Origin of the sequence: Vogesella sp. XCS3, assembly GCF_020616155.1 — a bacterium.
GTDB lineage: Bacteria > Pseudomonadota > Gammaproteobacteria > Burkholderiales > Chromobacteriaceae > Vogesella.
The window spans coordinates 3,398,861-3,422,313 of sequence record NZ_CP085530.1 but is presented as its reverse complement, the minus strand read 5'-3'; the positions used below and the strand labels follow the sequence as shown (position 1 = coordinate 3,422,313).

26 protein-coding genes are annotated in these 23,453 nt (G+C 59.7%); 7 read left to right on the top strand and 19 right to left on the bottom strand.

Features of this window, described 5'->3' with window-relative positions; all coding sequences use genetic code 11:
- Positions 1–132 precede the first annotated feature (132 nt).
- From LCH97_RS16325 to LCH97_RS16305, 5 genes are all read right to left on the bottom strand, one after another.
- Positions 133–924: a molybdate ABC transporter substrate-binding protein gene (locus LCH97_RS16325; RefSeq protein WP_227302573.1), complete on the bottom strand. Its 792-nt coding sequence runs from the start codon at positions 922–924 to the stop codon at positions 133–135.
- 383 nt (positions 925–1,307) lie between these two features.
- Positions 1,308–1,484, bottom strand: a complete 177-nt coding sequence (locus tag LCH97_RS16320) for an AlpA family transcriptional regulator (protein ID WP_227302572.1) — start codon at positions 1,482–1,484, stop codon at positions 1,308–1,310.
- A gap of 19 nt (positions 1,485–1,503) precedes the next feature.
- Positions 1,504–2,394, bottom strand: coding sequence for a GTPase family protein (locus tag LCH97_RS16315; protein WP_227302571.1), 891 nt, complete (start codon positions 2,392–2,394; stop codon positions 1,504–1,506).
- 74 nt (positions 2,395–2,468) lie between these two features.
- On the bottom strand, positions 2,469–3,452 hold the full coding sequence (locus LCH97_RS16310) for a toxin-antitoxin system YwqK family antitoxin (protein ID WP_227302570.1): 984 nt from the start codon (positions 3,450–3,452) through the stop codon (positions 2,469–2,471).
- 26 nt (positions 3,453–3,478) lie between these two features.
- On the bottom strand, positions 3,479–4,465 hold the full coding sequence (locus tag LCH97_RS16305) for a toxin-antitoxin system YwqK family antitoxin (protein WP_227302569.1): 987 nt from the start codon (positions 4,463–4,465) through the stop codon (positions 3,479–3,481).
- A 161-nt stretch (positions 4,466–4,626) separates the two neighbouring features.
- Between LCH97_RS16305 and LCH97_RS16300 the strand changes: the two genes are divergently transcribed.
- Positions 4,627–4,971: a helix-turn-helix domain-containing protein gene (locus LCH97_RS16300; protein ID WP_227302568.1), complete on the top strand. Its 345-nt coding sequence runs from the start codon at positions 4,627–4,629 to the stop codon at positions 4,969–4,971.
- Here LCH97_RS16300 and LCH97_RS16295 read toward each other — a convergent pair whose 3' ends face one another.
- From LCH97_RS16295 to LCH97_RS16280, 4 genes are all read right to left on the bottom strand, one after another.
- Entirely contained in the window at positions 4,972–5,868 is an 897-nt protein-coding gene (locus LCH97_RS16295; RefSeq protein ID WP_227302567.1) for a hypothetical protein, read from the bottom strand.
- Positions 5,865–6,848, bottom strand: a complete 984-nt coding sequence (locus LCH97_RS16290) for a YqaJ viral recombinase family protein (protein WP_227302566.1) — start codon at positions 6,846–6,848, stop codon at positions 5,865–5,867. Before LCH97_RS16290 ends, LCH97_RS16295 begins: the two co-directional genes overlap by 4 nt.
- 69 nt (positions 6,849–6,917) lie before the next feature.
- The gene (locus LCH97_RS16285) at positions 6,918–7,262 is read right to left on the bottom strand and encodes a DUF3768 domain-containing protein (RefSeq protein WP_227302565.1); all 345 of its coding nucleotides are present in this window, start codon (positions 7,260–7,262) and stop codon (positions 6,918–6,920) included.
- Between the two features lie 91 nt (positions 7,263–7,353).
- Entirely contained in the window at positions 7,354–8,304 is a 951-nt protein-coding gene (locus LCH97_RS16280; protein ID WP_227302564.1) for a DUF932 domain-containing protein, read from the bottom strand.
- 247 nt (positions 8,305–8,551) lie between these two features.
- Between LCH97_RS16280 and modA the strand changes: the two genes are divergently transcribed.
- From modA to LCH97_RS16265, 3 genes are read left to right on the top strand one after another with little or no spacing between them, the layout of a single operon-like run.
- The gene (modA, locus tag LCH97_RS16275; RefSeq protein WP_026107649.1) at positions 8,552–9,304 is read left to right on the top strand and encodes a molybdate ABC transporter substrate-binding protein; all 753 of its coding nucleotides are present in this window, start codon (positions 8,552–8,554) and stop codon (positions 9,302–9,304) included.
- Positions 9,305–9,322: 18 nt separating this feature from the next.
- The gene (gene modB, locus LCH97_RS16270) at positions 9,323–9,994 is read left to right on the top strand and encodes a molybdate ABC transporter permease subunit (protein WP_017507135.1); all 672 of its coding nucleotides are present in this window, start codon (positions 9,323–9,325) and stop codon (positions 9,992–9,994) included.
- Between the two features lie 12 nt (positions 9,995–10,006).
- Positions 10,007–10,705 (top strand): ABC transporter ATP-binding protein, encoded by a 699-nt coding sequence (locus LCH97_RS16265; RefSeq protein ID WP_017507134.1) that lies wholly within the window; start codon positions 10,007–10,009, stop codon positions 10,703–10,705.
- A 392-nt stretch (positions 10,706–11,097) separates the two neighbouring features.
- Here the strand turns inward: LCH97_RS16265 and LCH97_RS16260 are convergent, their stop codons facing one another.
- The 3 genes from LCH97_RS16260 to LCH97_RS16250 are packed head-to-tail and all read right to left on the bottom strand — an operon-like array spanning position 11,098 to position 13,419.
- Complete coding sequence (locus LCH97_RS16260) at positions 11,098–11,520, bottom strand: SCP2 domain-containing protein (RefSeq protein ID WP_370630707.1); 423 nt, start codon at positions 11,518–11,520, stop codon at positions 11,098–11,100.
- Positions 11,507–12,430: a U32 family peptidase gene (locus tag LCH97_RS16255; protein ID WP_017507131.1), complete on the bottom strand. Its 924-nt coding sequence runs from the start codon at positions 12,428–12,430 to the stop codon at positions 11,507–11,509. Before LCH97_RS16255 ends, LCH97_RS16260 begins: the two co-directional genes overlap by 14 nt.
- On the bottom strand, positions 12,421–13,419 hold the full coding sequence (locus tag LCH97_RS16250) for a peptidase U32 family protein (RefSeq protein ID WP_017507130.1): 999 nt from the start codon (positions 13,417–13,419) through the stop codon (positions 12,421–12,423). Before LCH97_RS16250 ends, LCH97_RS16255 begins: the two co-directional genes overlap by 10 nt.
- A 195-nt stretch (positions 13,420–13,614) precedes the next feature.
- Between LCH97_RS16250 and LCH97_RS16245 the strand changes: the two genes are divergently transcribed.
- The 3 genes from LCH97_RS16245 to LCH97_RS16240 are packed head-to-tail and all read left to right on the top strand — an operon-like array spanning position 13,615 to position 16,209.
- Entirely contained in the window at positions 13,615–15,357 is a 1,743-nt protein-coding gene (locus LCH97_RS16245; RefSeq protein WP_017507129.1) for a ribonucleoside triphosphate reductase, read from the top strand.
- Positions 15,354–15,524, top strand: coding sequence for an anaerobic ribonucleoside-triphosphate reductase (gene nrdD, locus LCH97_RS18745; RefSeq protein WP_147683191.1), 171 nt, complete (start codon positions 15,354–15,356; stop codon positions 15,522–15,524). The genes LCH97_RS16245 and nrdD overlap by 4 nt, the downstream gene beginning before the upstream one ends.
- The gene (locus LCH97_RS16240; protein ID WP_227302563.1) at positions 15,487–16,209 is read left to right on the top strand and encodes an anaerobic ribonucleoside-triphosphate reductase activating protein; all 723 of its coding nucleotides are present in this window, start codon (positions 15,487–15,489) and stop codon (positions 16,207–16,209) included. Before nrdD ends, LCH97_RS16240 begins: the two co-directional genes overlap by 38 nt.
- Positions 16,210–16,226: 17 nt before the next feature.
- Here LCH97_RS16240 and LCH97_RS16235 read toward each other — a convergent pair whose 3' ends face one another.
- The 7 genes from LCH97_RS16235 to LCH97_RS16205 all read right to left on the bottom strand — a co-directional run bounded on the left by LCH97_RS16235 (position 16,227) and on the right by LCH97_RS16205 (position 23,394).
- Positions 16,227–16,904 carry a Crp/Fnr family transcriptional regulator gene (locus tag LCH97_RS16235; protein WP_017507128.1) on the bottom strand — a complete coding sequence of 226 codons (678 nt, stop codon included), beginning with the start codon at positions 16,902–16,904 and terminating at the stop codon, positions 16,227–16,229.
- A 76-nt stretch (positions 16,905–16,980) separates the two neighbouring features.
- Complete coding sequence (locus LCH97_RS16230) at positions 16,981–18,564, bottom strand: nitrite reductase (protein WP_227302562.1); 1,584 nt, start codon at positions 18,562–18,564, stop codon at positions 16,981–16,983.
- Complete coding sequence (gene nirJ / locus LCH97_RS16225; RefSeq protein WP_227302561.1) at positions 18,561–19,775, bottom strand: heme d1 biosynthesis radical SAM protein NirJ; 1,215 nt, start codon at positions 19,773–19,775, stop codon at positions 18,561–18,563. Before nirJ ends, LCH97_RS16230 begins: the two co-directional genes overlap by 4 nt.
- A gap of 104 nt (positions 19,776–19,879) precedes the next feature.
- On the bottom strand, positions 19,880–20,866 hold the full coding sequence (locus LCH97_RS16220; RefSeq protein WP_026107647.1) for an Lrp/AsnC family transcriptional regulator: 987 nt from the start codon (positions 20,864–20,866) through the stop codon (positions 19,880–19,882).
- A complete protein-coding gene (locus LCH97_RS16215) occupies positions 20,863–21,855 on the bottom strand; it encodes an Lrp/AsnC family transcriptional regulator (protein ID WP_017507124.1) in 993 nt (330 codons plus the stop codon). Before LCH97_RS16215 ends, LCH97_RS16220 begins: the two co-directional genes overlap by 4 nt.
- A 1-nt stretch (position 21,856) precedes the next feature.
- A complete protein-coding gene (locus tag LCH97_RS16210) occupies positions 21,857–23,032 on the bottom strand; it encodes a cytochrome D1 domain-containing protein (protein WP_017507123.1) in 1,176 nt (391 codons plus the stop codon).
- Positions 23,029–23,394 (bottom strand): cytochrome c, encoded by a 366-nt coding sequence (locus LCH97_RS16205; RefSeq protein ID WP_017507122.1) that lies wholly within the window; start codon positions 23,392–23,394, stop codon positions 23,029–23,031. Before LCH97_RS16205 ends, LCH97_RS16210 begins: the two co-directional genes overlap by 4 nt.
- Positions 23,395–23,453 lie beyond the last annotated feature (59 nt).

The following is a 23,453-nucleotide window of genomic DNA, read 5'->3' as shown; positions in this document are numbered from 1 at the left end:
TTACTTTCAAAACAGCAGGATTTAGCTGAAGCCAGTATTCATTGCTTCGGTATCACGTTCTGCATTCATGGTTGATAGCTGCCAACACCGGTGTTGGCAGCTATCAATCGAAAGCATGTCTAGAGCGGCTGCTCAGCGATTACCTGGTGTCTCGAACCCCCACTTTGCAAGAATGACCTGTCCTTGTTCTGACAGAATGAACAGGGCGAGCTGGGCCGTTGCTGCATCTTTCCCGATAACGGCCATACCGTAATCCGCACTCTGCGCCAATGCAGGGGGTAGATTCACGACATCCAGTTTTACGCCTTCCTTGCTGGCCGCCTGGCCTGTCGTGCAATAAGCAAGAAACATATCGGCTTTCCCTGTGGCGAACATGTACGGAACAGCACTCCGCCCCGCAGGAATGGCTTCCGATTGTGGGCCACCAACAAGTTGCAATGCCTTGGCTTTCAAAGCCTTTCCAGCTCCAGCACTGAGTGCTTCGGCCTTGTCAAAGACTTTCCAAGTGTAATCCCCGGAAGGATCTGCAATTGGAGTAGAAGTGCCAAGCTTGATCTCAGGTGAAAGCGCCTTATCCAACAAGTTTCCGGATGTCAGCCCAACCTCTGGTTTTGCCATTGCACACAAGCGGTTACCGACAAAGCGTACCACGTTGGGAGTCTTCCCCGATTCGACCAACTTACGCGGGTGATTCATATCTGCCGAGGTAAAAAGGTCCACTTGCTCGCCTTTTTCAATCCTGGCTCGCAGCAGGCCCGAAGGACCATACTCCCCTTTGACGACGATACCTGTTTGATCGGTAAAGGCTGTCGATATTTCTGTCATGGCGCCCCGAAGGCTACCGGCGGCGAACAGTGTGACATCAGCTTGAGCCATGCCGGAAAAACACAGTAAGCCAGCTGCTAGGTACGTTGAACAGTTCATTTTGTATGTTCCTTGTCTAGGTAGATCGTTGCCATGGTTCATGTAATGGATCGATATATAATCTGATATATAACGCATGGCAGCGGAAATGAAACGATAGGGAATGGAGGCATTTTTATGGAAGAAGCGATGCCATGAGAATGACCTTTATCAAGACTTGGTAGAGCGGCCGGCTTGTCACAAGCGTTGTGTCAGGTCTGGATTTTCGAGACCATCAGAGCTCCACCTACATGCCTGCTTTCCATCACAAAGCAGCCTGTATTGCTTTTATTGTGGATTGACTGCTATGGCCGAGCAGCAGACAGCTCTAAATCAGCCTACCAATAGCAAAGAAATACCACGCCCCACCCGCCTTGAAGCGGATGGGACATGGTGCTTGCACATCACCGCTCTGCCACTTTCATTCGCAGCCAACGTTCGATGTCAGATAGCAGCCACCCCACGGCCCTTCGACCCAGACGGATCTGCTTGGGGAAGTGGCCCTCTGCGATGTACTTGTAGATGGTCGATCTAGCCAAGCCGATCATGGCCATCACGTCGCGGATTCTCAGGATCTTCATCGTCGTTCCTTCGCTTGGCTTACCACAGCCAGCCAAACACACGGCTGGCCAAGGTGGTGATGCGGTCTACCACGTAGTCGCAGGCTTCTTTGGCCACCTCCTTGACCGTGCCGACCACGACTGACCACAACCCGTCTTGCGCTTCTTGTTTCGTCGCCGCACTGACCCATTCTGCTTTCGCTTCACGGGCCATGGCCCACTTTTTTTGTGCGGGCAGGGCTAAGACCAGTTTTTCTAGCAAGCCGGGTAGGCCGTAGTTCTCTTCTGCCGAGATGCTGCAGACACTTTTCGGGCTGAGGTTGAACAGCTGGCAGATCAGCGCTTCTTTGGCGCGAATGTTGGCCGCTTGCATGAAGCCTGGCGTCTGGAACTGCCAATTCCATTCGCGGCAGGGTTCGACTTTATCGGCCTGGCTCAGCACAAACAGGATGGGGATGGGTTTGTCGGCCAAGGCTGGCAACACCACATCGCGATAGAAGGTTTCATCTACGCTCAGTGCCCGATCGTCAGCTTTGATTAGCCACAGGATGCAGTCCAGCTTGGGCAGCCACTCTTGGTACAGCTGCTTGTAGTCCACATCCCGTTGTGTGCTTTCCCCTACCCCGGGCATGTCGATCAGCGATAGGCCACGATCGCCTTTGGCTACCAGAGAGATTTCGTTAGGGTGGCGTGTGCATGCGCCCACATCGCTTACCTCGGTAACCGTGGCACCAAATAGGCTGTTGCACAGCGAGGATTTGCCAGCACCGGTCTTGCCCATCACGCCTACTACGGCGTGGTAGTTCAGTACCTGGTTCACCACGCCTAGGATCTGCTGGCGCTGCTGGCTGGTGAGCTGCAGCTCTGCGCGGTCGATAAGTTGCTTGAATTGCGCCAGGGCTTGGTCTGGCTGGAAGTCTGGTTCTTGCATTATGCGTCCTCTCACAAATACAAAAAGCCACCCGAAGGTGGCTTTGATGGTTTAGAAATCTTGTTTACTCGCTGTTATTCCTCGACGGGGCTTGGCCCGTAGCACAGGTCCTGCAGCCTTCTCATTTCGTGACGTATCATGTCCGGGTCACGATTGGTCTCCTCGAATGCTTCTATTTTTTCTCGCACACACTGACCCTTCGCATAGACGACAGGATCGTGCTTCACGCCATACTTCCATAGCTCTTGCTTGGTCGACTTGCCCTGTTCGTCGTAGTACTGGAAGAGTCCCTCGGGTACACCTTTCTCCCACTGGCCGGTTTTCATTAACTGACCGGAGGGGTAGAAGAACTTCTCTGGGCCATGCTGCTGGTTATTGGCCATGGTGCCCTGGTAAATGATCTGCTTTCCATCGGGGGTCAATCTGACGATCTGCCCTTCCATCGAGCCGTTGACATAGTTGGCGTAGCTGGTCACTGCCCCCGTTTGCTCATTCAGTACAGCCTCACGCCCGTGCAGTAGGCCATTCTGTAGCTGGAAGGTGTGGATCAGCTTGCCGGACTTCACCATGCGTATAGTCATCTGACCCTGCGCGTGACCTTGCTGGAAATTCACATTGGCTGTCGCGACGTTGCCGTAGAAGTTGAACGGGCCATTGAGCATCCCTCGTTTGAACTGCATCTTGAGGAGCCGCTCACCCGTTTTTTCTTTACGGCACTGGACCGAGCCATCCATCTGCCCATCAGTAAAGTCAGCATCACAGATAGCCAACAGGCCATTTGAATACGCCATCAAGCCCTGCAGCAGAATGCCTGGTGCGGGGGTACCCGTCCCCGAAAAAATGATGGGCATCACCTTGAAGTAGCCGCCTTGATTGTTGATCAAGCGTTCCAGCGGCATATTGGTCACTTTCCCGCTGAACGGCGCATTGGCACCCTGGCGGTATACCTTGCCATTGGCAATGTCAGCGTGGCGGAAATCCAGCAAGTTGGCATGGCTGATATTGAGCGCGATCGTACACAGACACAGCACCGTGACAGCTCTAACGTTGGTTTTCATATGCATTCCTAGATAACCGTTTGGGGCTAGTTGTAACCGGTAGCAGGCAGACCGCATTCGCCTTGCCACTCCGTCATCACGTCATTCATGATGGGTTGCTCATCACCGTTCTCAGCGTGGAATGCATTGATCTTCTCCTCAAGGCACGACTCAGGCGTACTGGTGTTCAGATTTTGCTTTACGCCGTCTTTCCACATTTCTTCCTGGGTGACATTCCCCTGCTCGTCATAGAGCTGGAAGCGGCCTTGAGGCATCCCTTTCACCCACTGACCGGCCTTCATTAACTTGCCGGAGGGGTAGAAGAACTTCTCTGGGCCGTCCTGCAGGTTATTCACCATGGTCGCCAGGTAGATCATCTGTTTACCATCAGGCGTAAACCTCGCGACTTCCCCTTCCAGCAAGCCATTCTCATAGTTGGCATAGCTGGTCACCGCACCCGTCTCTTCATTCAGCACCTCCTCGCGGCCATTCAGCTTGCCGCCTTGGAACGTGTAGGTATGAACAGGCTTGTCTGTCTTGCTAAGCTTGACCGTCAACACGCCCTCTGGCATGCCTTGCTTGAACGTGATACTGGCCGAGGCTTGGTTGGTGTAGAAGGTGAAAGGGCCACTAAGCATGCCTTTATCAAACTGGACATCCAGCAATTTCTCGTTGGTCTTTTCCTTACGGCATGACATAGCCCCATCCATCTGGCCATCAGTAAAGTCAGCATCACACAGTGCAAACAAACCGCTGGAATACACCTGTAGCCCCTGGAACACGAGCCCTGGTGCTGGGGTGCCGGTCCCCACAAAAGCAATCGGCATCACCTTGAAGTAGCCTGCATGGCGATCGATCAGGCGCTCTAGTGGCACGTTGGTGACCTTGCCACTGAAAGGCTCATCTGCACCCTGGCGGTACATCTTCCCGCTTGCTATCTCGGCATTACGGAAATCCATGATTTTGTCGCCACAACCGGCTAACGCCATTGCGCACAGACACAGCACCGTGAAGGTGCGTACTTTGGTTTTCATGAGGGTTCCTTGATGGAAGAAAGCGCAGGCCAAGGTGCAACTCTTGGCACGGCGCTAACTTTAAACGTCGCTTATCAACTCAATAGGTTGAGTTTCAACCCGGCAGGCACTTCATGTCAATGGGTTGAGTTACGACTATTCAGGTTGAACTGGAGAGCGTGATGACAACTATCGACCTGGATCAACTAGCGAAGGTGATTGGCAAGGCCATCACTCGCCACCGTCTGAGCAAAGGACTAACGCAGGAGCAACTGGCGGAACAGCTCGGCATTGGCAATGAAGCGGTATCGCGTATGGAGCGCGGGATCGTTATGCCCACTGTCGCTCGCTTGGTCGAAATTGCCGTGATACTGGAATGTGATGTCGCGGCTTTACTCTCCGAAGTGTCCAGCCACGCGGACGGCCAGGCTCAACACCTGGCCCGTCTCCTGTCCCCGCTATCGACAACCGATCGCACCATAGTGATCTCGGTAGTAGAACAGCTCAGTGCCCGACTACAGCAGTGATTAAGCGGACTTGGCCGTCTGCTTACCCAGCCTGGCGGTGAGCCGCACAGGTTTGCTGTCTGGGGGTGTATTCCCTTCTGGCGGTGGGCTTTCTACCGGGTAGAACTCTTCCATCACCTGTGGCAGCTCTTCTTCCGTTTCTTCAAACAGGCCAGTACCCAATAGCTGCAGCGCGGTTTGTTCGAATTGCTCGATGTTGACCCCTGCTTCCATCGCGGCCTCCGCTTCGGCCCGGGCTTGTGAGATGGCGTCGGCCAGCTCCACACCTTCGCGCAGTGTCAGATCCACGTAGTAGACGGGGGTGCGATACGACTGGGTGGTGGATTTGGCACGCAGGCGTAACATCAGCGGCAGGTAGTGGGTAAGTCCGCCGCTCAAGGCTTCGAAGTAACGCAGCCTAGCGGCCAAGGTGCGTACCGAGTTGTAGCCGGTGGTACGAAAGATGAAGGTACCGAGCGCGTCCTGTTGCCCGTCTACCTGCACATTTAGCCGGCCATAGAGCTTGCAGCCTACTTCTTTGGCGTACATACAGCGGTCTGGCCCGGTGCATTTCACGTCTTCGGGGCCTTCTTTGCGGTACAGCTTGGCGCTTTCACCGTTGCCCACGCACAGCGGGCGGCCGGTGGCGCGGTCGAAGGCGCAATATTCAGCACGCAGGTTGAGCTCGCTGCTGTTGAACAGGGTACGTACCGGAATGGCCCGAATCTTGCCGTTATTGGCTTGGTCGGCCAACGGTTGGTGCAACGGATGCAGCAACCAGCCGTCGCGGTTTTGTACCTGGGTGGTAAGGGTGAAGCTGTCGTCTTTCTCTGGCAGCCACTTGTCGTTCTTTTGTACCAGCTTGCCAATGCTGATGCGCCCGATCACGGGCGGGGTGATGGCGAGGCCTTTGATCATGCTGCGCTCCTTGCGGTGTGAATGAGAAAGCGCCGGCTCCCTTCGACGGTTTTGCTGTATTGCGGCAGCAGGTCGGGGTAATCGGCGCTGAGTTTGTCCAGGTCTGGGCTGGTACGGTCTTTGGTTTTCTTCCAGCTGACTTTGCCGTCGGCAAACACGGCGGCACTGGCGGTGCCGAGGATGTTTTGCAGCTGCTGACGGGTTTGGGCTTCCAGCAGACTGAGGTCGTCTTGCTTGGCACGCAGAGCAAGCAAGGTGCCAAACAGGCTGTTGGCTTCCATGGATTCGGACAGGTCCAGGGTAATGCCTTGGTCGCGGGGGAACATCCAGCTCAGTGCCCTACCCGCGTCGTCCGAGCCATCGGGCGATGGCTGCTGGTCTTGGGTGACCTGTTGCCAGAAGCCATCCTCGCGTTCGCACAGGTCCAGGATCTTGTCGTCGTCGCGTTCAATGCGATAGATGCGGAAGTCTTGGCCACCGATCAGTACGGCCACGTCGGCCCAGTCCAATCCGGTAACAGCCAACTGGTGCAGGACCTGGCACTGGTAAGCAACAGGAATGCCCTCTTCCCACTGCGGCGCACTGTGGCAGCTGGCGGTCTTGATTTCCAGGATGCCGTTACCATCACGCCCGCAACGTACTTCGCGGTCCAGGTTGGCCAGCATGTGCTGGTGCTGCGGGCTTTGCAGTACCGCATTCACCCGCCGTACCTTGCGCCCGGTTTGCTCGGCGTACACGGTGGCGAGTACCGGCTCCAGCATGGTGCCCCAGAACACTGGGGCTTTATCGGACAGGTCTTCTGCCGGTTTGCGACCGGTTTTTTCCAGCCACAGCGACAGTGCACTCTTATAAGGAGACAGCCCAACGGCAGCTGCCGCATCGGACGAACCAATGCCCAGCTGGCGCAGCTGCAGCCATTGTTCACGCGGCAGATTGAGGGTGGATGCCAGGCGCTTGGCCTGGCCGTAGCGTTCACGCATAGAAACCTCCAAAAGCATAAAGCCCAGGCTGGCAGTGCCAGTCCGGGCTATCGGTTTGAGTAAAAGGGTTTAGTACTCTGCGGCCAACATCACCGTCATCACGCGGTGGGTCAGCACAGGGTTGGCCGCATCCGCCGAGTGCTGCTGCAGCGTAGGGTCGTAGTAGTCGATCTTGCAGAACACCTTCACACCATCGACCTCGACCGCGACGAAATCGTGTTCGCCGTAGGGATCATTGTCGGGGGTGAAGTCGTTGAAGTGGCGAATAGCGAGCAACAAGGCGGCTTGCTGTTCACCAGGTAGGGTTTGAAAGCCGGCAGTGAGCAGCACCTGACCACCGACAAACTGGGTACGCAGGGCGTCGTTCAGTTGCTGGATACGCAGGGTTTTAGGGAAATGAGCCAGAGCAGTCATAAAGCACTCCTTGGCCACAGCAGCGCCCGCAGTGGCGAGCACTGCAGGGCAGATAACGAGAGAAAGAGACAGCGTTAAGCGAAGACGCGATTCAATCCAATAAAATCAATGACTTATGCATTGCGCGTTGTTTCAGCGTAGCCCCCTGGCCAAACCAGGCCGAGTCCAAACGGTAGTCGCTGCTACGTGCCCGACGGTGGTGGTCCACATATTCGGTCACGGCATTCACCAGCCCCCAAGCGGTGCCACGGGTACCGGTTAGCATCGAGCCCATCCCTGCCCCACTATATAAAGCATGGAGCTGCTGCATCGCTTTGGAAGGTGTGGCGTCTTCTACCGGCATTGGCTCATCCAGCACATCGGCAAAGTACTGCTGGGCTTCTTCGGGCGAGATGGGCCGTTGACTCAGCGCTTTGATATTGCGCATGAACACATCCCAATCGCTCAGCCCCAGACCTAGGGCATCCTTCACCGCCAGAGGGTCGAACACGGTCGAGTGCGGTACCTTTACTGCACCCAGGTTATCCCCCACAGCAATCTGCAGCGTGTTATTGCATACCACTCGGACAGACGTGAATTGCGCCGTGGTGCACAGCGTGCCGTCGCAACTGGTCGCTAGTAATAGGTAGGCTTTCACACGGTCACCACTACGGACCAACGTTTCCTGACCGGTCTTGGCCAACGCCCACAGCTTCTTACCCCCCTTCAATACGCCAGCTGTTTCCAGCTCAAAGCCCCCGGCATGCACCAGGTCGTTATAGAAGTGCAGGACTTCATGTGGCTGGACTACTTTGTAACGCGGGGAAACGACAGACAACGGTGCCAAAGTATCGGAGCGATACAGCACCTTCGCATCGCGGTGCATGCGGATATGCATGCCGTCCTGCGAGACATTGAACAGCACATCGCTTTGCTCGATCGTCCAGTTCATACCTGCTTCGTGCAGCCAGACATCAATCGGCTGTTGTTCGGTGAGCTGGTTACCCAGGCCATGCCAAGGGGTAGCACCGACGTAAGCCATGGTTTCGACAAGATGAGACATATCACAGACTCCATAGAAAAACCCCAAGCTAGGCTGGGGTTTGAGGGGGCGAATCCAGGGCATCATCACCCTGCTGACATGGAGGTGATATGTGGGTGAAAAAATTTAGGATCGAGGTCTATATCTAAGCCGTCACATTCTTACCTCATAACCCCAGCTGCCGAAGCGCAGACTAGGCCGTAAGGAGTATTGAGCACCGTTATGTACCTGGCTATATTGCGAAAAAATGATCATGAATGGAGACGTCATGAAGCCCACTCTGAATTCAATTGCGAGCGCCATACTGCTCATACTCAGCAACCTTGCTGCTGCAGGCAATGTGACTGTTTCAGCTGCAGCTAGTCTGACCAATGCCTTCAAAGATCTGGCGCAGTCATTTGAGGGGCAACACCCGGGCACCAAGGTCCTATTGAACGTCGGCGCTTCGGGAGCCCTGCTGCAGCAGATAGCCAAAGGAGCACCAGTGGATGTCTTTGCCTCCGCTGATCAGGAAACAATGGATCAGGCCTTCAAGCAGGGCCTGATCGTTGCAAACAGCCGGCATAACTTTGTACGTAACGCCTTAGTGCTTATTGTGCCATTCGACAGCAAACTGGCGATCAAGCGTCTCAGAGACCTGTCCCAATCTCGAATAGACAAAGTCGCTATTGGAAAACCTGCCAGTGTGCCAGTTGGCCGCTATACCCAAGCTGCACTAGAAACTGCCAACCTGTGGTCAGTGATCCGGGCCAAGGCTATCAATACACAGAATGTTCGCCAATCCTTGGACTATGTAGCACGAGGCGAGGTTGAGGCTGGCTTCGTGTACGCAACAGACGCAGCGGTGATGCCGGACAAGGTGAAAGTAGCGTTTACCGTGCCGCTCAATTCAGCAATCAGTTACCCGATTGCTGCGAGCACCAGCAGTAGCAATGCAAAGGAAGCCAAGAGCTTCATCGAATACGTCCTGTCTCCCGCCGGCCAAACCATTCTTGGCAAGTACGGTTTTCTGAAACCCTGACCCGGGAGTAGCACAATCATGGAATCGGTCTGGGTTGCCTTGGCCTTGTCGTTGAAAGTGGCTGGGCTGGCCACTACTGCCACAACAGTACTGGGTGTGACAGCAGGATTTGTGTTGGCCAGGGGTAAGTTTCCGGGGCGTAATGTGCTAGACACGCTGCTAACCCTGCCCATGGTGCTGCCACCCACCGTATTGGGCTATTACCTGCTGGTTCTGCTCGGTCGTCGCAGCCCTTTTGGCGCATGGTTGTTCGATGTGTTCGGCATTAACCTGATCTTTACTTGGCAAGGCGCGGTCATCGCGGCCTCCACAGTTATCTTTCCCTTGGTATTCAAGCCGGCGCGAGCGGCATTCGAGTCTGTGGATGGTCAGCTGGAGCAAGCCGCCAAGGTATTGGGGATCAGCAATGTCGCCGTCTTTTTCCGGGTGACTCTGCCACTAGCGTGGCGCGGCATCCTGGCCGGGCTGCTACTCGCCTTCGCCAGGGCGCTGGGCGAGTTCGGCGCCACGCTCATGGTGGCTGGCAGTATTCCCGGCAAGACCCAGACCCTGTCCGTCGCGGTATACGAGGCGGTGCAGGCCGGGCAGGACGATCTGGCCAACATCCTTGTGTACATCATCTCCGCCGTTTGCATAGCGGTACTGTTGACTGCCGGCTATCTTGCGCCTGGGCGCATTGTTCGGCATTGAGTAAGGCAGGCAATGCAGCTTGATATCGATATCTACAAGACCTTGCACGCAGGCACGCGTAGTTTTACGCTGAACGTGCAATTACAGTCTGGCAGCCAGCGCAATGTGATCTACGGCCCATCCGGCGCCGGGAAGAGCCTGACTCTGAAGGCGATTGCTGGACTGCTTACCCCGGAGCGCGGTCATATCCGTATCAATGGCCAAACGTTTTTTGACCACTCGGCCAGTTTGAACTTGGCTCCGCAAGCGCGGCGTGTCGGTTATCTATTCCAGGACTATGCGCTATTTCCTCACCTCAATGTGCGTCAGAACATTGCTTTCGGCTTGAGTCATGGTTGGCTTAACCCGCGAGCACGAGATCGACACGATAAGGTGGAATACTGGGTACGCACCTTCGGCTTAGCCGCCATGGCACACCAGCTGCCGGATGATCTGTCCGGAGGGCAGCGGCAGCGTGTCGCCCTGGCTCGGACAATCGTTGCCGAACCGCAGGCACTGTTACTGGATGAACCATTCGCAGCACTCGATCCATCACTGCGCAATACCATGCGTCGGGAACTGAGCGATTTACAGCAGCTATTACAAATACCCATGGTGCTGATTACCCATGACCCGCTGGACGTACAAACCTTTGGTGACCATGTCGTCGAGCTGCGCGACGGATATCTGGACCGCCAAGTAACAGCATCTTGCCATCAGAAAACCAATTAGGTCCCAACATGCAAGCGCCAGGACCAATACCTGATTATGTCAAAAAGTTAGCAATAAACAGAGGCAAAGTATGAACGCTAACGACAAGACTATCCGGTTACAGGGTTCGCTCTGGATGACTGTTGACGGTCAGAAATTCGGCGGTGCCGACCGTATCATCCTGCTAAATCGACGAGGAAAGCGCACGCCTCCTTCCTGCCATACTTTAGTCTGAATGTGAACGGCAATCCACTACTAGCTGCCCACCAGTAACCAGCTCAGAGTCCTGAAACAACTGGATGCCAAGGGCTTGGGCCCAAGTCTGTTTGATCTTTGGCATCAAGTCCCAGCCCGTCATGTGCAGCAGGCCTAGCCCGTTGAATTGTCTTGAACGCATGTATCGCTTGATCGCATTAATACAACTTTAGCTGTGATCGCCAATCAATGCTGTCTAACACATTTTTCACCCACAAACCCAGCTCGGTATCGCCGCCGATGTCGATACGGCGCTGGAAAAATAGCGTATCCGGATCTTCCTGCCGCCATAGCAGGGCCAAGTGATCGGCCAAGTCAGCGTGCAAGAAAAAGTCAGGGGCTGCAAGCCGCGGGCAGGCACGAAAGGTACTGCCATCGTGCCTTAGTGATAGCACTAGGCCTGCATCACGTACACCAACAAGGAACGTGCGCTGTTGCAGCATAGGGTCATCCAATGGAATCAGACCGCGCCAACCCATGAGGTTCAATGCCTGTGCCAGCAACTGGCTTGCAGCTGCATCAGGACAAGCGCGCAACAAGCGTGCGGCCAACTTACCGAAACGGGGGTCAATAGCAGTCATGGCGCACTCCGTGAAATTGCATACCGGGCTGTCGATGCCAGAAGCCATTGACCAGCAGTGCGGGTGCCAGACCAGCTAGCGGCATGCCAGCCGGTTCGCCACGCAAACAGGCGGCTGCCCATTGGACCACCTCAGCAAAGTGCTGGCTATGCGGGCTGAGGCGAATAGCATTCACACCCGACGAAGGCAAGGCATCCAGCTCATCAAGCAGACTGTGGCAGGCGGCCGACTGTGTCTGGGTACCATTAATTTGCAGGAAGCCCTGCTGCTCGCGGGTGAGCAATGGCATCCCGTCCGGATGCGCCAAACAACGAAACTCGCAGCTGTCTTTATGGAGTCCTTCATGCCGCGCGGTAAAACAGCGCGATGAAAACGCCAGCGGCATCCGCCCCCATGCAAACACTTCGGTATCGAGCTGCGGCAAGGCATGAGTAATAGCCTGCACTCGCTGTGCCGGCATTTCTAGCGGCGGCACCCAGCGCTGTGCTCCCCAGCGCTGGTACAGTGCCAAGGTAGCGGCGTTATAGATGTTGAGGTGTGGGCCAGCCACAAATGGCAGGCCACGCTGCTGCAGCATGCCGACAGCGCCGGTATCGTTGGCCTCTACCAGCACACCAGCCCCATCGATCAGGCGGCGCAGGCGCTTGAGGTCAGATTCACTCTCAAGCAAACCCTGACTGGACAGCACGGCTTCTTTACCAGCAGCCTGCAGATCCGCCGCCAGACCCAGCCAGTCGTCTACCTTCAATTGCTGGCGGCGCGAGCACACCACCTCACCCAGATAAATGCGGTCCACAGGCCACTCTGCCGCGTCAGCATAAAAGCGCATCACTTCGTCGCGCGGCCAGAAATACAGCAAGGGGCCGATGGCCAGCTGTAGTGGTAATGCGGTATGTCGGCTTACTTCCATGGTCTGCTGTACGCCCCCAGTGTCACTTGTTGTCCTTCGGAAACCCGGCCCAGTTGCTGCATCAGCGCGGCTGGCGGCTGCCAGCCAGACCGGCGTGCCTCGTCCAGCGCCTGGCGCAGCGTGCGCGTTACCTGCGCCACGTAGGCTGGGCTGCGTTGCCGCCCTTCTACCTTGATGGCCGCTACGCCCATGTCGATTAGCCTTGGCAACAAAGGCAGCACGTTGAGGCTGGTAGGCTCTTCCAGCGCGTAGCCCAGGCTGTCGCCCACGTGAAAGCGCCCCTTGCACAGCGTGGGGTAGCCACGCGGCTCGTCGTGGGCAAAATCGTCGATCAGCACCCCGTTCAGACGTGCCTCGGTACCGTTGGCGTGTGGCAACCAGCGCACGTGACGGGCTGGCGAACATACACCGTGGGTATTGGGCGATTCGCCGGTGGCGTAGCTGGACAGATGGCAACGCCCTTCCGCCATCACGCACAGGCTGCCAAAACCGAACACCTCGATTTCCACCGTAGTGCCAGCTATCACCTGCGCCACCTGCTCCAGGCTGAGTACGCGCGGCAACACCGCCCGCTGCACGCCAAACATACGCTGCGCCAGGTTGATGGCTTCGTAATTGCTGGCCGAGCCTTGCACCGACAGATGCAGGCGCAGCTGCGGGTGGCGCTGGCTGGCGTAATCGAGCAAGCCGAAATCGGCCAGGATCACCGCGTCCACCGCCAGTGCTGCCGCCTCGTCAACCGCCGCGCGCCAGCGGGCTTCTTCGCCGGCCTGGGCAAAGGTATTGATGGCCAGCAGCACCTTCACCCCGCGCTGGCGAGCGTAGCGCAGGCCTTCGCGGGCGCTGGCGGCATCAAAGTTGAGCCCGGCGAAATGGCGGGCGTTGGTGTCGTTGTTCAAGCCCAGATAAACGCAGTCGGCGCCGTGATCCACGGCGGCCTTCAGGGCGGGCAGGTTGCCGGCCGGACAGACCAGCTCTGGTAGCTGCATGGTGTAACCCTCCGTTCAAGACGGGGCGACCTTACGCGGCGCGATGGCGGCGCAGCCTTGCCCCATATCAAGACTTTCGGGGAGCCCGCCCTGCGGCGCTAGCACGCTTGATAACGATCAAGAAAACAACATCTAGTAATTTAAAAGAAAAATTTAACTATATATTGCACTTAATTACATCAGGAGCCATGCGAAATGCATTCAAAACCCCTCACCGCCGGCCACGTGGACGCTGTGAGCACCGTGCGGGAATACCTGAGCCGTGCCGACTGGCGGGTTCAGGCCAACGCCAACCAAGGCTACAGCCTGGGCGGTATGATCCTTAACATGGCAGGCAAGCTCAGCGCCGAATACTGGCTGAACGCCGTGTTCAGCGCCGACGCAGCGCAGGCCCACCGCCACGGGGACCTGCATATCCACGACCTGGACATGCTGTCCGGCTACTGCGCCGGCTGGTCGCTACGTACGCTACTGCAGCTGGGGTTTTCCGGCGTCGGTGGCAAAGTAGAGTCGGCCCCACCACGTCACCTTTCCAGTGCCTGCGGCCAGATCGTGAACTTTCTGGGCACGCTGCAGAACGAGTGGGCCGGCGCCCAGGCATTCAGCTCGTTCGATACCTATCTAGCACCGTTCATACGCAGGGATGAGCTTGACTACCTCCAAGTGCGGCAATGCCTGCAGGAGCTGGTATACAACCTGAACGTACCCAGCCGCTGGGGGACGCAAACACCGTTCACTAACCTCACGTTCGACTGGGTGTGCCCCGACGACCTGCGCGAGCAGATTCCGGTGATCGGTGGCGAAGAAATGCCGTTCCGCTACGGCGACTGTGCCGACGAGATGGCAATGATCAACCGCGCCTTCATCGAGGTGATGTTGGCGGGCGATGCCCGTGGCCGCGCGTTTACCTTCCCCATCCCCACCTACAACATCACCCGCGATTTCGACTGGTACGGCGCCAACACCGAGTTGCTGTTTGCCATGACCGCCAAGTACGGCCTGCCCTACTTCCAGAACTTCGTCAACTCCGACCTGCAGCCGCACATGGTGCGCAGCATGTGCTGCCGCCTGCAACTGGATCTGCGCGAACTGGCCAAGCGCGGCAACGGCCTGTTCGGCAGTGCCGAACAAACCGGCTCAGTTGGCGTGGTTACCGTCAACTGCGCACGACTAGGTTACCTGCACGCCGGCGACGAAGCCGCGCTGCTTGCCGCCACCGACCGCCTGCTGGCGCTGGGCAGCGAGGTGCTGGAAGCGCGCCGCGGCGTGGTGCAACAGCACATCGATGCCGGGCTGTATCCGTACACCAAGCATTACCTGGGCAGCCTGCGAAACCACTTTTCCACGCTGGGGGTAAACGGCATCAACGAGATGATCCGCAACTTCAGCGCCGGGCAAGACGACATCAGCAGCAACAGCGGGCACGCCTTTGCTTGCCGCTACCTGGATCATATCCGCCAGCGCATCGTGGCCATCCAGCACGACACCGGCCATCTGTACAACCTGGAAGCCACGCCGGCCGAGGGCACCACCTACCGCTTTGCCCGCGAAGACCGCAAGCGCTACCCCGGCATCCTGCAGGCTGGCAGCGCCAACAAGCCGTACTACACCAACTCCAGCCAGCTGCCGGTCGGCCACACCGACGACCCGTTCGCCGCGCTGGCGCACCAGGAGGCACTGCAATCGCGCTATACCGGCGGCACCGTGCTGCACCTGTACATGACCGAGGCGGTGTCCAGCGCCGACGCCTGCCGCCAGCTGGTGCGCCGGGCGCTGGAAAACTTCCGTTTGCCCTACATCACTATCACTCCCACATTTTCCATCTGCCCGCAACACGGCTATCTGTCTGGCCGCCACGAGTTCTGCCCGCGCTGCGATGCCGAACTTCTGGCGCGCAAGACCACCGCTGCGGCCAACACTGAAGGAGCTATCGCATGACTCAACCTACCACCGATACACGCCCGCTACTGGACGACAGCGAGCGCACTCGCTGTGAAATCTGGACCCGAGTAATGGGCTACCACCGCCCAGTGGCATCGTTCAACACCGGTAAACAAGGCGAATTCTATGAACGCCGTCACTTTGACGAACCAGGACGCCACTAGCGCGCGGCTGGGTGGCTGGCAGCCGTTTTCGGCCTGCGACTGGCCGGGACGGCTATGTGCGGTAGTATTTCTGGCCGGATGCCCATGGCGCTGTGGTTATTGCCACAATCCTCATTTGCTGCGTAGGAAAAATGGGCAAACGGACTGGCCTCGTTTTATTTCCTGGTTGGCAAATCGGTGCGGTTTACTAGATGGCGTAGTATTTTCAGGCGGAGAGCCACTACAGGAACCCTCCCTGCCACTGCTCTTGCAACAAGTTCGCGCGATGGGATTTGCAACAGGCCTACATACTAGCGGCAGCTATCCACACAGATTGGCCAAGGCCTTGCCTCTGCTAGACTGGGTAGGATTAGATATCAAAACGCTACCGTCACATTACGCGGCGCTGACCGGCGTGACCGGCAGCGGCGAGCATGTGCAGAACAGCCTGTCACTACTACTGTCCAGCAATGTGACATTTGAGTGCCGTAGTAGCATTCATCCACACTGGCATAGCCGACAAACGCTGCAGCAGATGGCGGCTTGGCTCTCCACACACGGTGTACGCCACTACGCCTGGCAACTGCTGCGCCCAGCACCGGATCAAATACCACCAGTAGGGGCCGCTCCCCCTGGCTGGCCAGACCTAGCCTTACTGTCCGAGACTAAAACACGCTTTGAGCACTTTTCATTACGAAACAGCTAGCCGGGATGCAGCAGCCATCAAGACACCAGCTGCTGCATACCTTCTACATCCATAAGGACAATGTCACGTCCACGAACCTCTACCAATACCGACTCAACCAGTTGATGCAGGACCCGCGAGAAAGTTTCCGGGGTCAAATTTAGACGTGACGCAATCAGGTTCTTGTTTACAGGCAAGTGCACCACCCTACCATTACATGCTGGCTGACCCTCTTGTAAAAGGTAACTGATCACTCTTTGCAATGAGTTTTCCACCGAATAGCGCTCTACATCACGCACCATGCTGTGCAAACGCAGCGATAGACCGGCTAGCATACGCTGAGCAAAACCTGGGTCACTGGCAATAGCACCAAAGATTACTTCTGCACTGACGTGCAGTAGGAGCCCATCTTCCAGAAACTGTGCCATAACCGGGCAAGGCCGGTTGAGAAACATCACTGCCTCAGCAAAACTCTGCCCAGGATGCAATATTTCCATCACCTTTTCACTGCCATTTTGTGCGGTCAATGCCAGCTTGACTTTACCGAACACCACCACATACATGCCATCGCAAGGGTCACCCTTTTGGAAAATGACCTGTCCTTTCTGACCACGTACCTCATGCGTACCAGGAACCAAAGCTGCACGCTGCGCTGGTGACAGCTGCTGAAACAATGGCTGGTGCTGTAAAAAAGCGCCTATATCAATCTGACTCATGCCAAGCCCCCACAAGACAAAAGTGGCAGCCTAGCGCAGGCGACCATGACTAAGGCACTGGCCAGATGACCTAGTCCTAGTGGCTGGTACCTTCAGAGCGATTGATTTTGTTGTACACATTGTATTTACCGATTGGCTTACTCATGGGCAGGCTAACTACCTCTGCAAAGGTGGTCGCATCAAGCACAACCAGTTCGCCTGGGTTCTCCATGATGCTCAGCAGTACATAGCGACCATCGCGGGTGAACTCGACGTGGGCGTTGGTCTTGCCCGGGCGCACGCTTAGGGTTTTCACCAGCTGCAAGGTGCCCTTGTCGATGATGCCCAGTGTGTCCTTGCGCGGCGACATCATGGCGTCCACCCAGGCGTAGGGCGAATTTTCGTGGCTACGCAGGAAGAACCCCGGCCCCGGCGTGGCAATCTGACTCACCAACTGCCAGCGGTCCATGTCGATCACCGTTACCTTGCCGCCTTTCAGGTTGGGCGTGGCCATCAGGCGCTGGCCGTCGCGCTCGAAAGTAATGCCCGAGCCCAGGTGCGGCATGCCATCCAGCGCTAGGTCGGCCACTTTCACGCCTGTGTCCAGCTGGATGACCTCGGCGCGGCCCTCGCGCGACGCCGCCATCACGTGGCGGTAAGCCGGGTCGAAAAAGAAGTCGTCCAGTACCATGTCCAGCGCGGTAACACGCGGCTGCAGGAAACCCGGCAGCGCCACGCCCTCGCCCATGCGGTAGTCGTGCACCATACCGGGGTAGACCGGCGCCGCCTGCGGGTTGTAGCTGATCTCCCACAGCTCGTCGCTGTCTTTCAGCGCCACGATAAAGCTCTGCCGCGGTGCGGCATCGTAAACCGCCGACACCCGCGACAATCGGCCATGGCTGTCGCGTACCGGCCAGGTCTGGCGCGGCATCAGGCCGTGTGCGTCCAGCAGCACCAGCGTTTCCGGCAGCGTATTGCCGGCCAGTACCCAGCGCCCGTCGGCCGATACCGCCACGTTGCGGGTGTTCAGGCCGACGCGGATCTCGGCCACCATGCGCTGGCTGTACAGGTCGTACTGGCTGACCCAGCCGTCGCGGCTGGCAAAGTAGACAAAACGGCCATCGGGCGAAAACTTCGGCCCGCCGTGCAGGGCAAAGCGGCTCTGGAAGCGCGCCAGCCTCGTGAAGTGGTCGCCGTCCACCACAGACACATGGTGATCGCCCGCCTCCACCACCACAAACAGGTTATGCGGGTCTACCCCGGCAGGCAGCTGCGCACTGGCTGGCAGACTGGCCTCGGCCACGTACTGCACGCGGGACACGGCCATATCGGTAGCCGTCCATTGTGGCGGCTGGGCCGGAGGGGTGCCCAGCCAGGCGGCCAGCTCGTTCAGCTCGGTATCGTCGAGACGACCGGCAAAGGCCGGCATTTGCGTGGCCGCCCGCCCCTGGCGCAGCGTGGCCAGAATCTCACCCGGTTTCAGCCGCTCCAGGCTTTGTGGCAGCAGCGCCGGGCCCATACCGCCCAGCCGGCCGGTACCGTGGCAGGCCAGGCAATGCTGGTCGTACAGGGCTGCGGCGCGCGCGCCAGTGACGGGGGTGACGGGGGTGACGGGGGTGGCCGCCCACAGTGGCGCAGCCAGCAGCCAGGCCAGCGCGGCGGCAAGGTGGCGGGCGCTCATGATTGCACCTCGCTCAGTAGTGCCTGTGGCCGTTGCCACGGCGACAGCGCTGGCAGCGGGTAGGCGCCATCGGGCACGCCGATTTCGGCATCGTGCAGGTAGCAGCCGGGGTCGGCCTGCCAGAAATCGCCGCTCAGCTCCCAGGCGCGGATGCGGGTATTGCCGTTGCAGATGGCCAGGTGCCGACACGCCCCGCAGCGCCCCGCCACCGGCCGCGGCCGTTGCCGCAGCCCGGCCAGCAAGGGGTTGGCCGCGTCGGCCCAGATGGCCGAAAACGGCCGCTGCCGCACATTGCCCAGCGACACTTTCCACCACATGGTGTCCGGGTGCACATTGCCCAGGTTATCGATATTGGCTACTCCCACGCCGCTGGCGTTGCCGCCCCACTGTTGCAAGCGGGCCGCCAATGCATCCGCTTGTAGCGGATAGCGCCGGCGCGCCCACTGCAGCAGGTAGACAGCGTCGGCATCGTTGTTGCCGGTGACGAAATCCTTTTGCCGTCCGGCGCGCACGTGGCCCAGCGCGGCGTCGATCAGCAAGTCCAGCGCCCAGCGGGTACGCTGGTGGCGCGCGTCGCCGTCGCGGTGCTTGTTGCCACGGCCGGCGTAATTGAGGTGCGAAAAGTAGAACTTGTCGATGCCTTCGTCGGCCACCAGCTGCAGCAACGCTGGCAGGTCGTGGGCATTGCCTTCGGTCATTGTGTAGCGCACGCCCACCTTCATGCCGGCATCGCGTAGCAGGCGAATGGCGGCCAGCGAACGGTCGTAGGCCCCGGCCAGCCGCCGGAAGCGGTCGTGGGTGGTGCCTATGCCATCCAGGCTGACGCCCACGTAGTCATAACCCGTCTCGGCAATGCGGCCAACATTGGCCGCGTCCACCAGCGTGCCATTGCTGGACAGGCCCACGTAGAAGCCCATCGCTTTGGCGCGCTGCCCCAGCTGGTGAATAGCCGGGTGCAGCAGCGGCTCGCCACCGCTCAGGATCAGCACCGACACGCCGCAGGCTTTCAGGTCTTCCATCACCGCGTACAGCTCGTCCAGCGACAGCTCGCCGGCAAAGTCGCGGTCGGCGCTGGTGGCGTAGCAGTGCTGGCAGGTAAGGTTGCAACGACGCAGCAGGTTCCAGATCACCACCGGGCCGGCCGGGCGGCGCGCCGGCGGCAAGGGGGCGGGATGCAGCAAGGTATGCAGGTAATGGCTGAGGCGCAGCATGGCAGGCTCCGCGGATGACAATGGCCTCATGCTCTTCCTGGCGCGGAGCCGGCTCCTTGATGGCTATCAAGCCTTTCCGCACCGGTGCGCAGCTGGGCTGCCCCTTACACCCGCAAGCCGGTTTTCTTGAGGATACGGCTGGAAAACAGCACCTGATGGTCGCCACAAGCTTCGCCCAGCAGGCCGCGCAGCCGGTTTACCGTAGCCGTCACCTGCGCGTGGCTGGCGCCGTGGCACATGGCAAACAGGTTGTAACGCCAGGATGGCAGCTGCCGCGCGCGGCGGTAACAATGGCTGACTTCCGGCTGCGCCCCCAGCAGCGTACCCAGCGCGTCCACTGCCGCGTCGTCCACATCGAACACCGCCATGCCGTTGGCGCCATAGCCCAGCGCGTAGTGGTTGGGCACCGCGCCAATGCGGCGGATCACCCCTCCCGCCAGCAAGGCCGCCAGCCGCCGGCAAGCCTCGCCCGGTGCCAGTTGGCAGCCGGCTTCCAGCGCCGCCCACGGTGCGTCCAGCAGCGGCAAGCCGGCCTGGGTAGCGCGGATCAGCCGCCAGTCGGCGTCGTCCAGCACCGGCGCAGGCGTATCGGTGACGGTGGCCGACTGCCGCCCCACCGCGCTGTCGCCACCGGGCAGCAACTGCATGCCCACGTAGTACTCGCGCAGCTTGGGAAAGCCATACACCGACAGGCCGGTATCCAACTGGATGTGGGCCATCGCCTCGGCCAGCCCCGCCTGACTGGTAGTAGCCAGCACGAACCACATGTTCAATGCGTGCTCGCGCCGGTAGTTGTGTGCCACCGCCGGCAGCGCATTCACCTGCGCAGCCACCGCGTCGTAGCGCGCTTCGGGTACCGCCAGCGCCGCCAGCAGGAAGCAGCCGCCCATACGCTCTATCTGGTACAAGGGGCCGAAGCGGGTCAGCACGCCGCACTGCAACAGCGCGGCCAGGCGTTGCTGCAGCTGGCTGCCGCTTATGCCCCAGCGCTGGCCGGCTACCTCATAAGGGGTATCCAGCAACGGAAAGCCGCCCTGCAGGCCGGCAATGATGGCCGCGTCCAGCGTGTCCAGTACCAATGGAGAAGTCATGGGGTCAGTAGCCCTTGCTGGTAGCGCGCACCGCGCTGGATATAACGACGGGTAGACAGCAGCATGGCCGACGGCATGGCGTGCAAACCGTAATCGGCGCTCAGCCGCCGGTAGTGCGCCGCCGCCTCATCGCTACTGCGGGCGTGCACCATGCAGAACAGGTTGTACGGCCAGTGCGCCCCCTGCGGCGGTCGGGCGTAGCACAGGGTGACGGCGGCATCGGCGGCCAGTTGCGTGCCGATGGCGTCGCGTTGCGCGGCAGGCACTTGCCACACACACATGGCGTTGGCACGGTAGCCCAGTTCGCGGTGGCGCAGCACAAAGCCGAAACGGCGGATCACGCCATCGTCCAGCCACTGCTGCAGGCGCTGGCGCACATGCAGTTCGGACAGCCCACTGGCAGCGGCCAGGGCCAGAAACGGCTGCGGCTGCAGCGGCAAACCCGGTCCCAGCGCAGCCAGCAGGCGCTGCTCGCTGCCCGCCAGCTGCAGCAAGCGCTGCGCTGCCGGCAAGCGCGCACGCCGCGGCGGGCCGTGCCGGCCCAGCGCAAAACCCAGGTCGATGTGGTACTCGCGCTGCAGCGGCAGGTCCAGCGGCGTCAGGCCGGTCACGCTGGCGATGCGTGCCAGCGCGGCGTCCAGCGCCGGGCGGCTATCAGCGGCCAGCACGAACCACAGGTTGTAATGGTGATCGCGTGCGTAGTTGTGGTTGACCTCGGGCTGGGCGCTGACCAGTGCGGCCACCGCATCCAGCTGCGCCGGTGGTACCGCCAGCGCAGCCAACGTACTGGCACCCACGGTATTGGGCGCAAACACGGCCCCCAGCCTGGCCAGCAGGCCTTGCTCCTGTACCAAGCGCAGGCGCAGCAGCAATTGCGCCTCGCTCAGCCCGCATTCGGCGGCCAGAAAGCCGAACGGCGATGCCAGCAAGGGGAAGTCGCGCTGGTAGCGGTCCAGCAACTGCAATAACGGGTCGTGTGGCTGCAGCATGTCACATCCCCATGCGGCCGGCACGCCAGCTGAAGAAGATCCCGGACGGGTTGGCCGCCGGCAGCACACTACGCACGGCCAGCGTGCGGGTATCAATAACCACGACCTTGTCGTCGTCGCGGCTGGACAACCATACCGCGTCGCCACGGGCGGTGAACTCCATGTGCAGGATGGCGCGCCCCGGCTTCAGCGTGTGCACCACCTGCATGCTGGGCACGTCGATCACCTGCACGGTGTCATTGTGTGGAAAGGCAAAGTTCACCCACACGCGGCGCCCGCCCGGTTCGGCCATCACGAACACCGGCTGGCCGTATACCGGCACCTTGGCCACCGGCTGCCAGCTGCGGCTATCGGCCACCAGCACCTGTGACTGGCCGATGGCGGGAAAGAACGCATAATCGCCGGCCAGGCTCCAGCCGCGCAGGTGCGGCATCTTGTACACCGGCAGCCGGGTCTCGCCCTGGCCGTACGCCGGCAGGATGCGGCGCACGCCGGCATCGAGGTGCCAGGTGTCCAGCAAGGCCAGGCCGTCTTCGCCGAACAGGCCGGCGATGTAGTAGCGGCCATCGCTACTGGCCAGACCGTCGTAAGGCTGCCGCCCGATGCCGCGGTAACGGGTGATGGCCGGCTGGCACGGGTTGGCCGCATCTAGTAGCCAGATTTCGCCGGCGTCAAACAGCGCAAAGGCAAAGTGGTTACCCGGCAAGTCGGCCAGGCCCACCACACGCGACGACTGCCCGGCGGCGTCCTGCGCCGGGATGTCGGCCAGCAGCGTCAGCGTGTCGGCATCGAACAGCTTCACCCCGCCGGGGCTGTAGTTCTGTGCCGCCACGATGCGGCCATCGCTGGAAATGGCCCCGCCAATGCTGTTGCCGGCCTGCAGCACGCGGGCCTGCAAGGTACCGGTGAGCAGGTCCACTTTGGACAAGCCGCCGTCGCGGGCAAACACGTAGACATAGCGGGCATCACGGCTATACACCAGCGAAGCGTGCGACAGGTCGCCCAGGCCTCTGACGCGTGCCAGGCTGGCCGGCGGCTGTTGCTGCACCACCTGCAGGCTGCCGGCGGCACGTTCGATTACCACCCCCAGATCGCCGCTGCCGCGTAGCGTGGGGGTGGCGCAGCCGGCCAGCGCAGCTGCGGCCAACACGGCGCTCAGCAGGGTTCGAAGTGTCATCGCGGGAGGTCCTGTTGCAAGAGTTCTACCAGCCAGCGGGCTTCCTGCTCGCTGATGAAGGGCCGCCACGGCGGCATGGCGGTACCGGGGCGGCCATCGAGAATGGTGGCCACCAGGCTATCGGCCGGCTTGCCGGCCAACGCGGCGGCGGTGAGCGGGCTGCCCAGCCCACCCTGTCGCGTCAGGCCGTGGCAGGCGCCGCAGTCTTCGCGCAGCAGATGCAGCAGTACCTGGCTCCGGGCCGCATCCGGCTTCGGCAGATGAGACGCCGGCACTGCCTCGCTGGCAAATAGCAGCGCACAGGCCAGCAGCATCAGCATGAGGCCGATCAGGCTACCCCTGCTGTACAGTGGCTTCGTCATGACGGTACTCCGGCTAACGCGGGCCGGGCCGGCCCGCGCAAGGTTGGCCGCAACGCCGC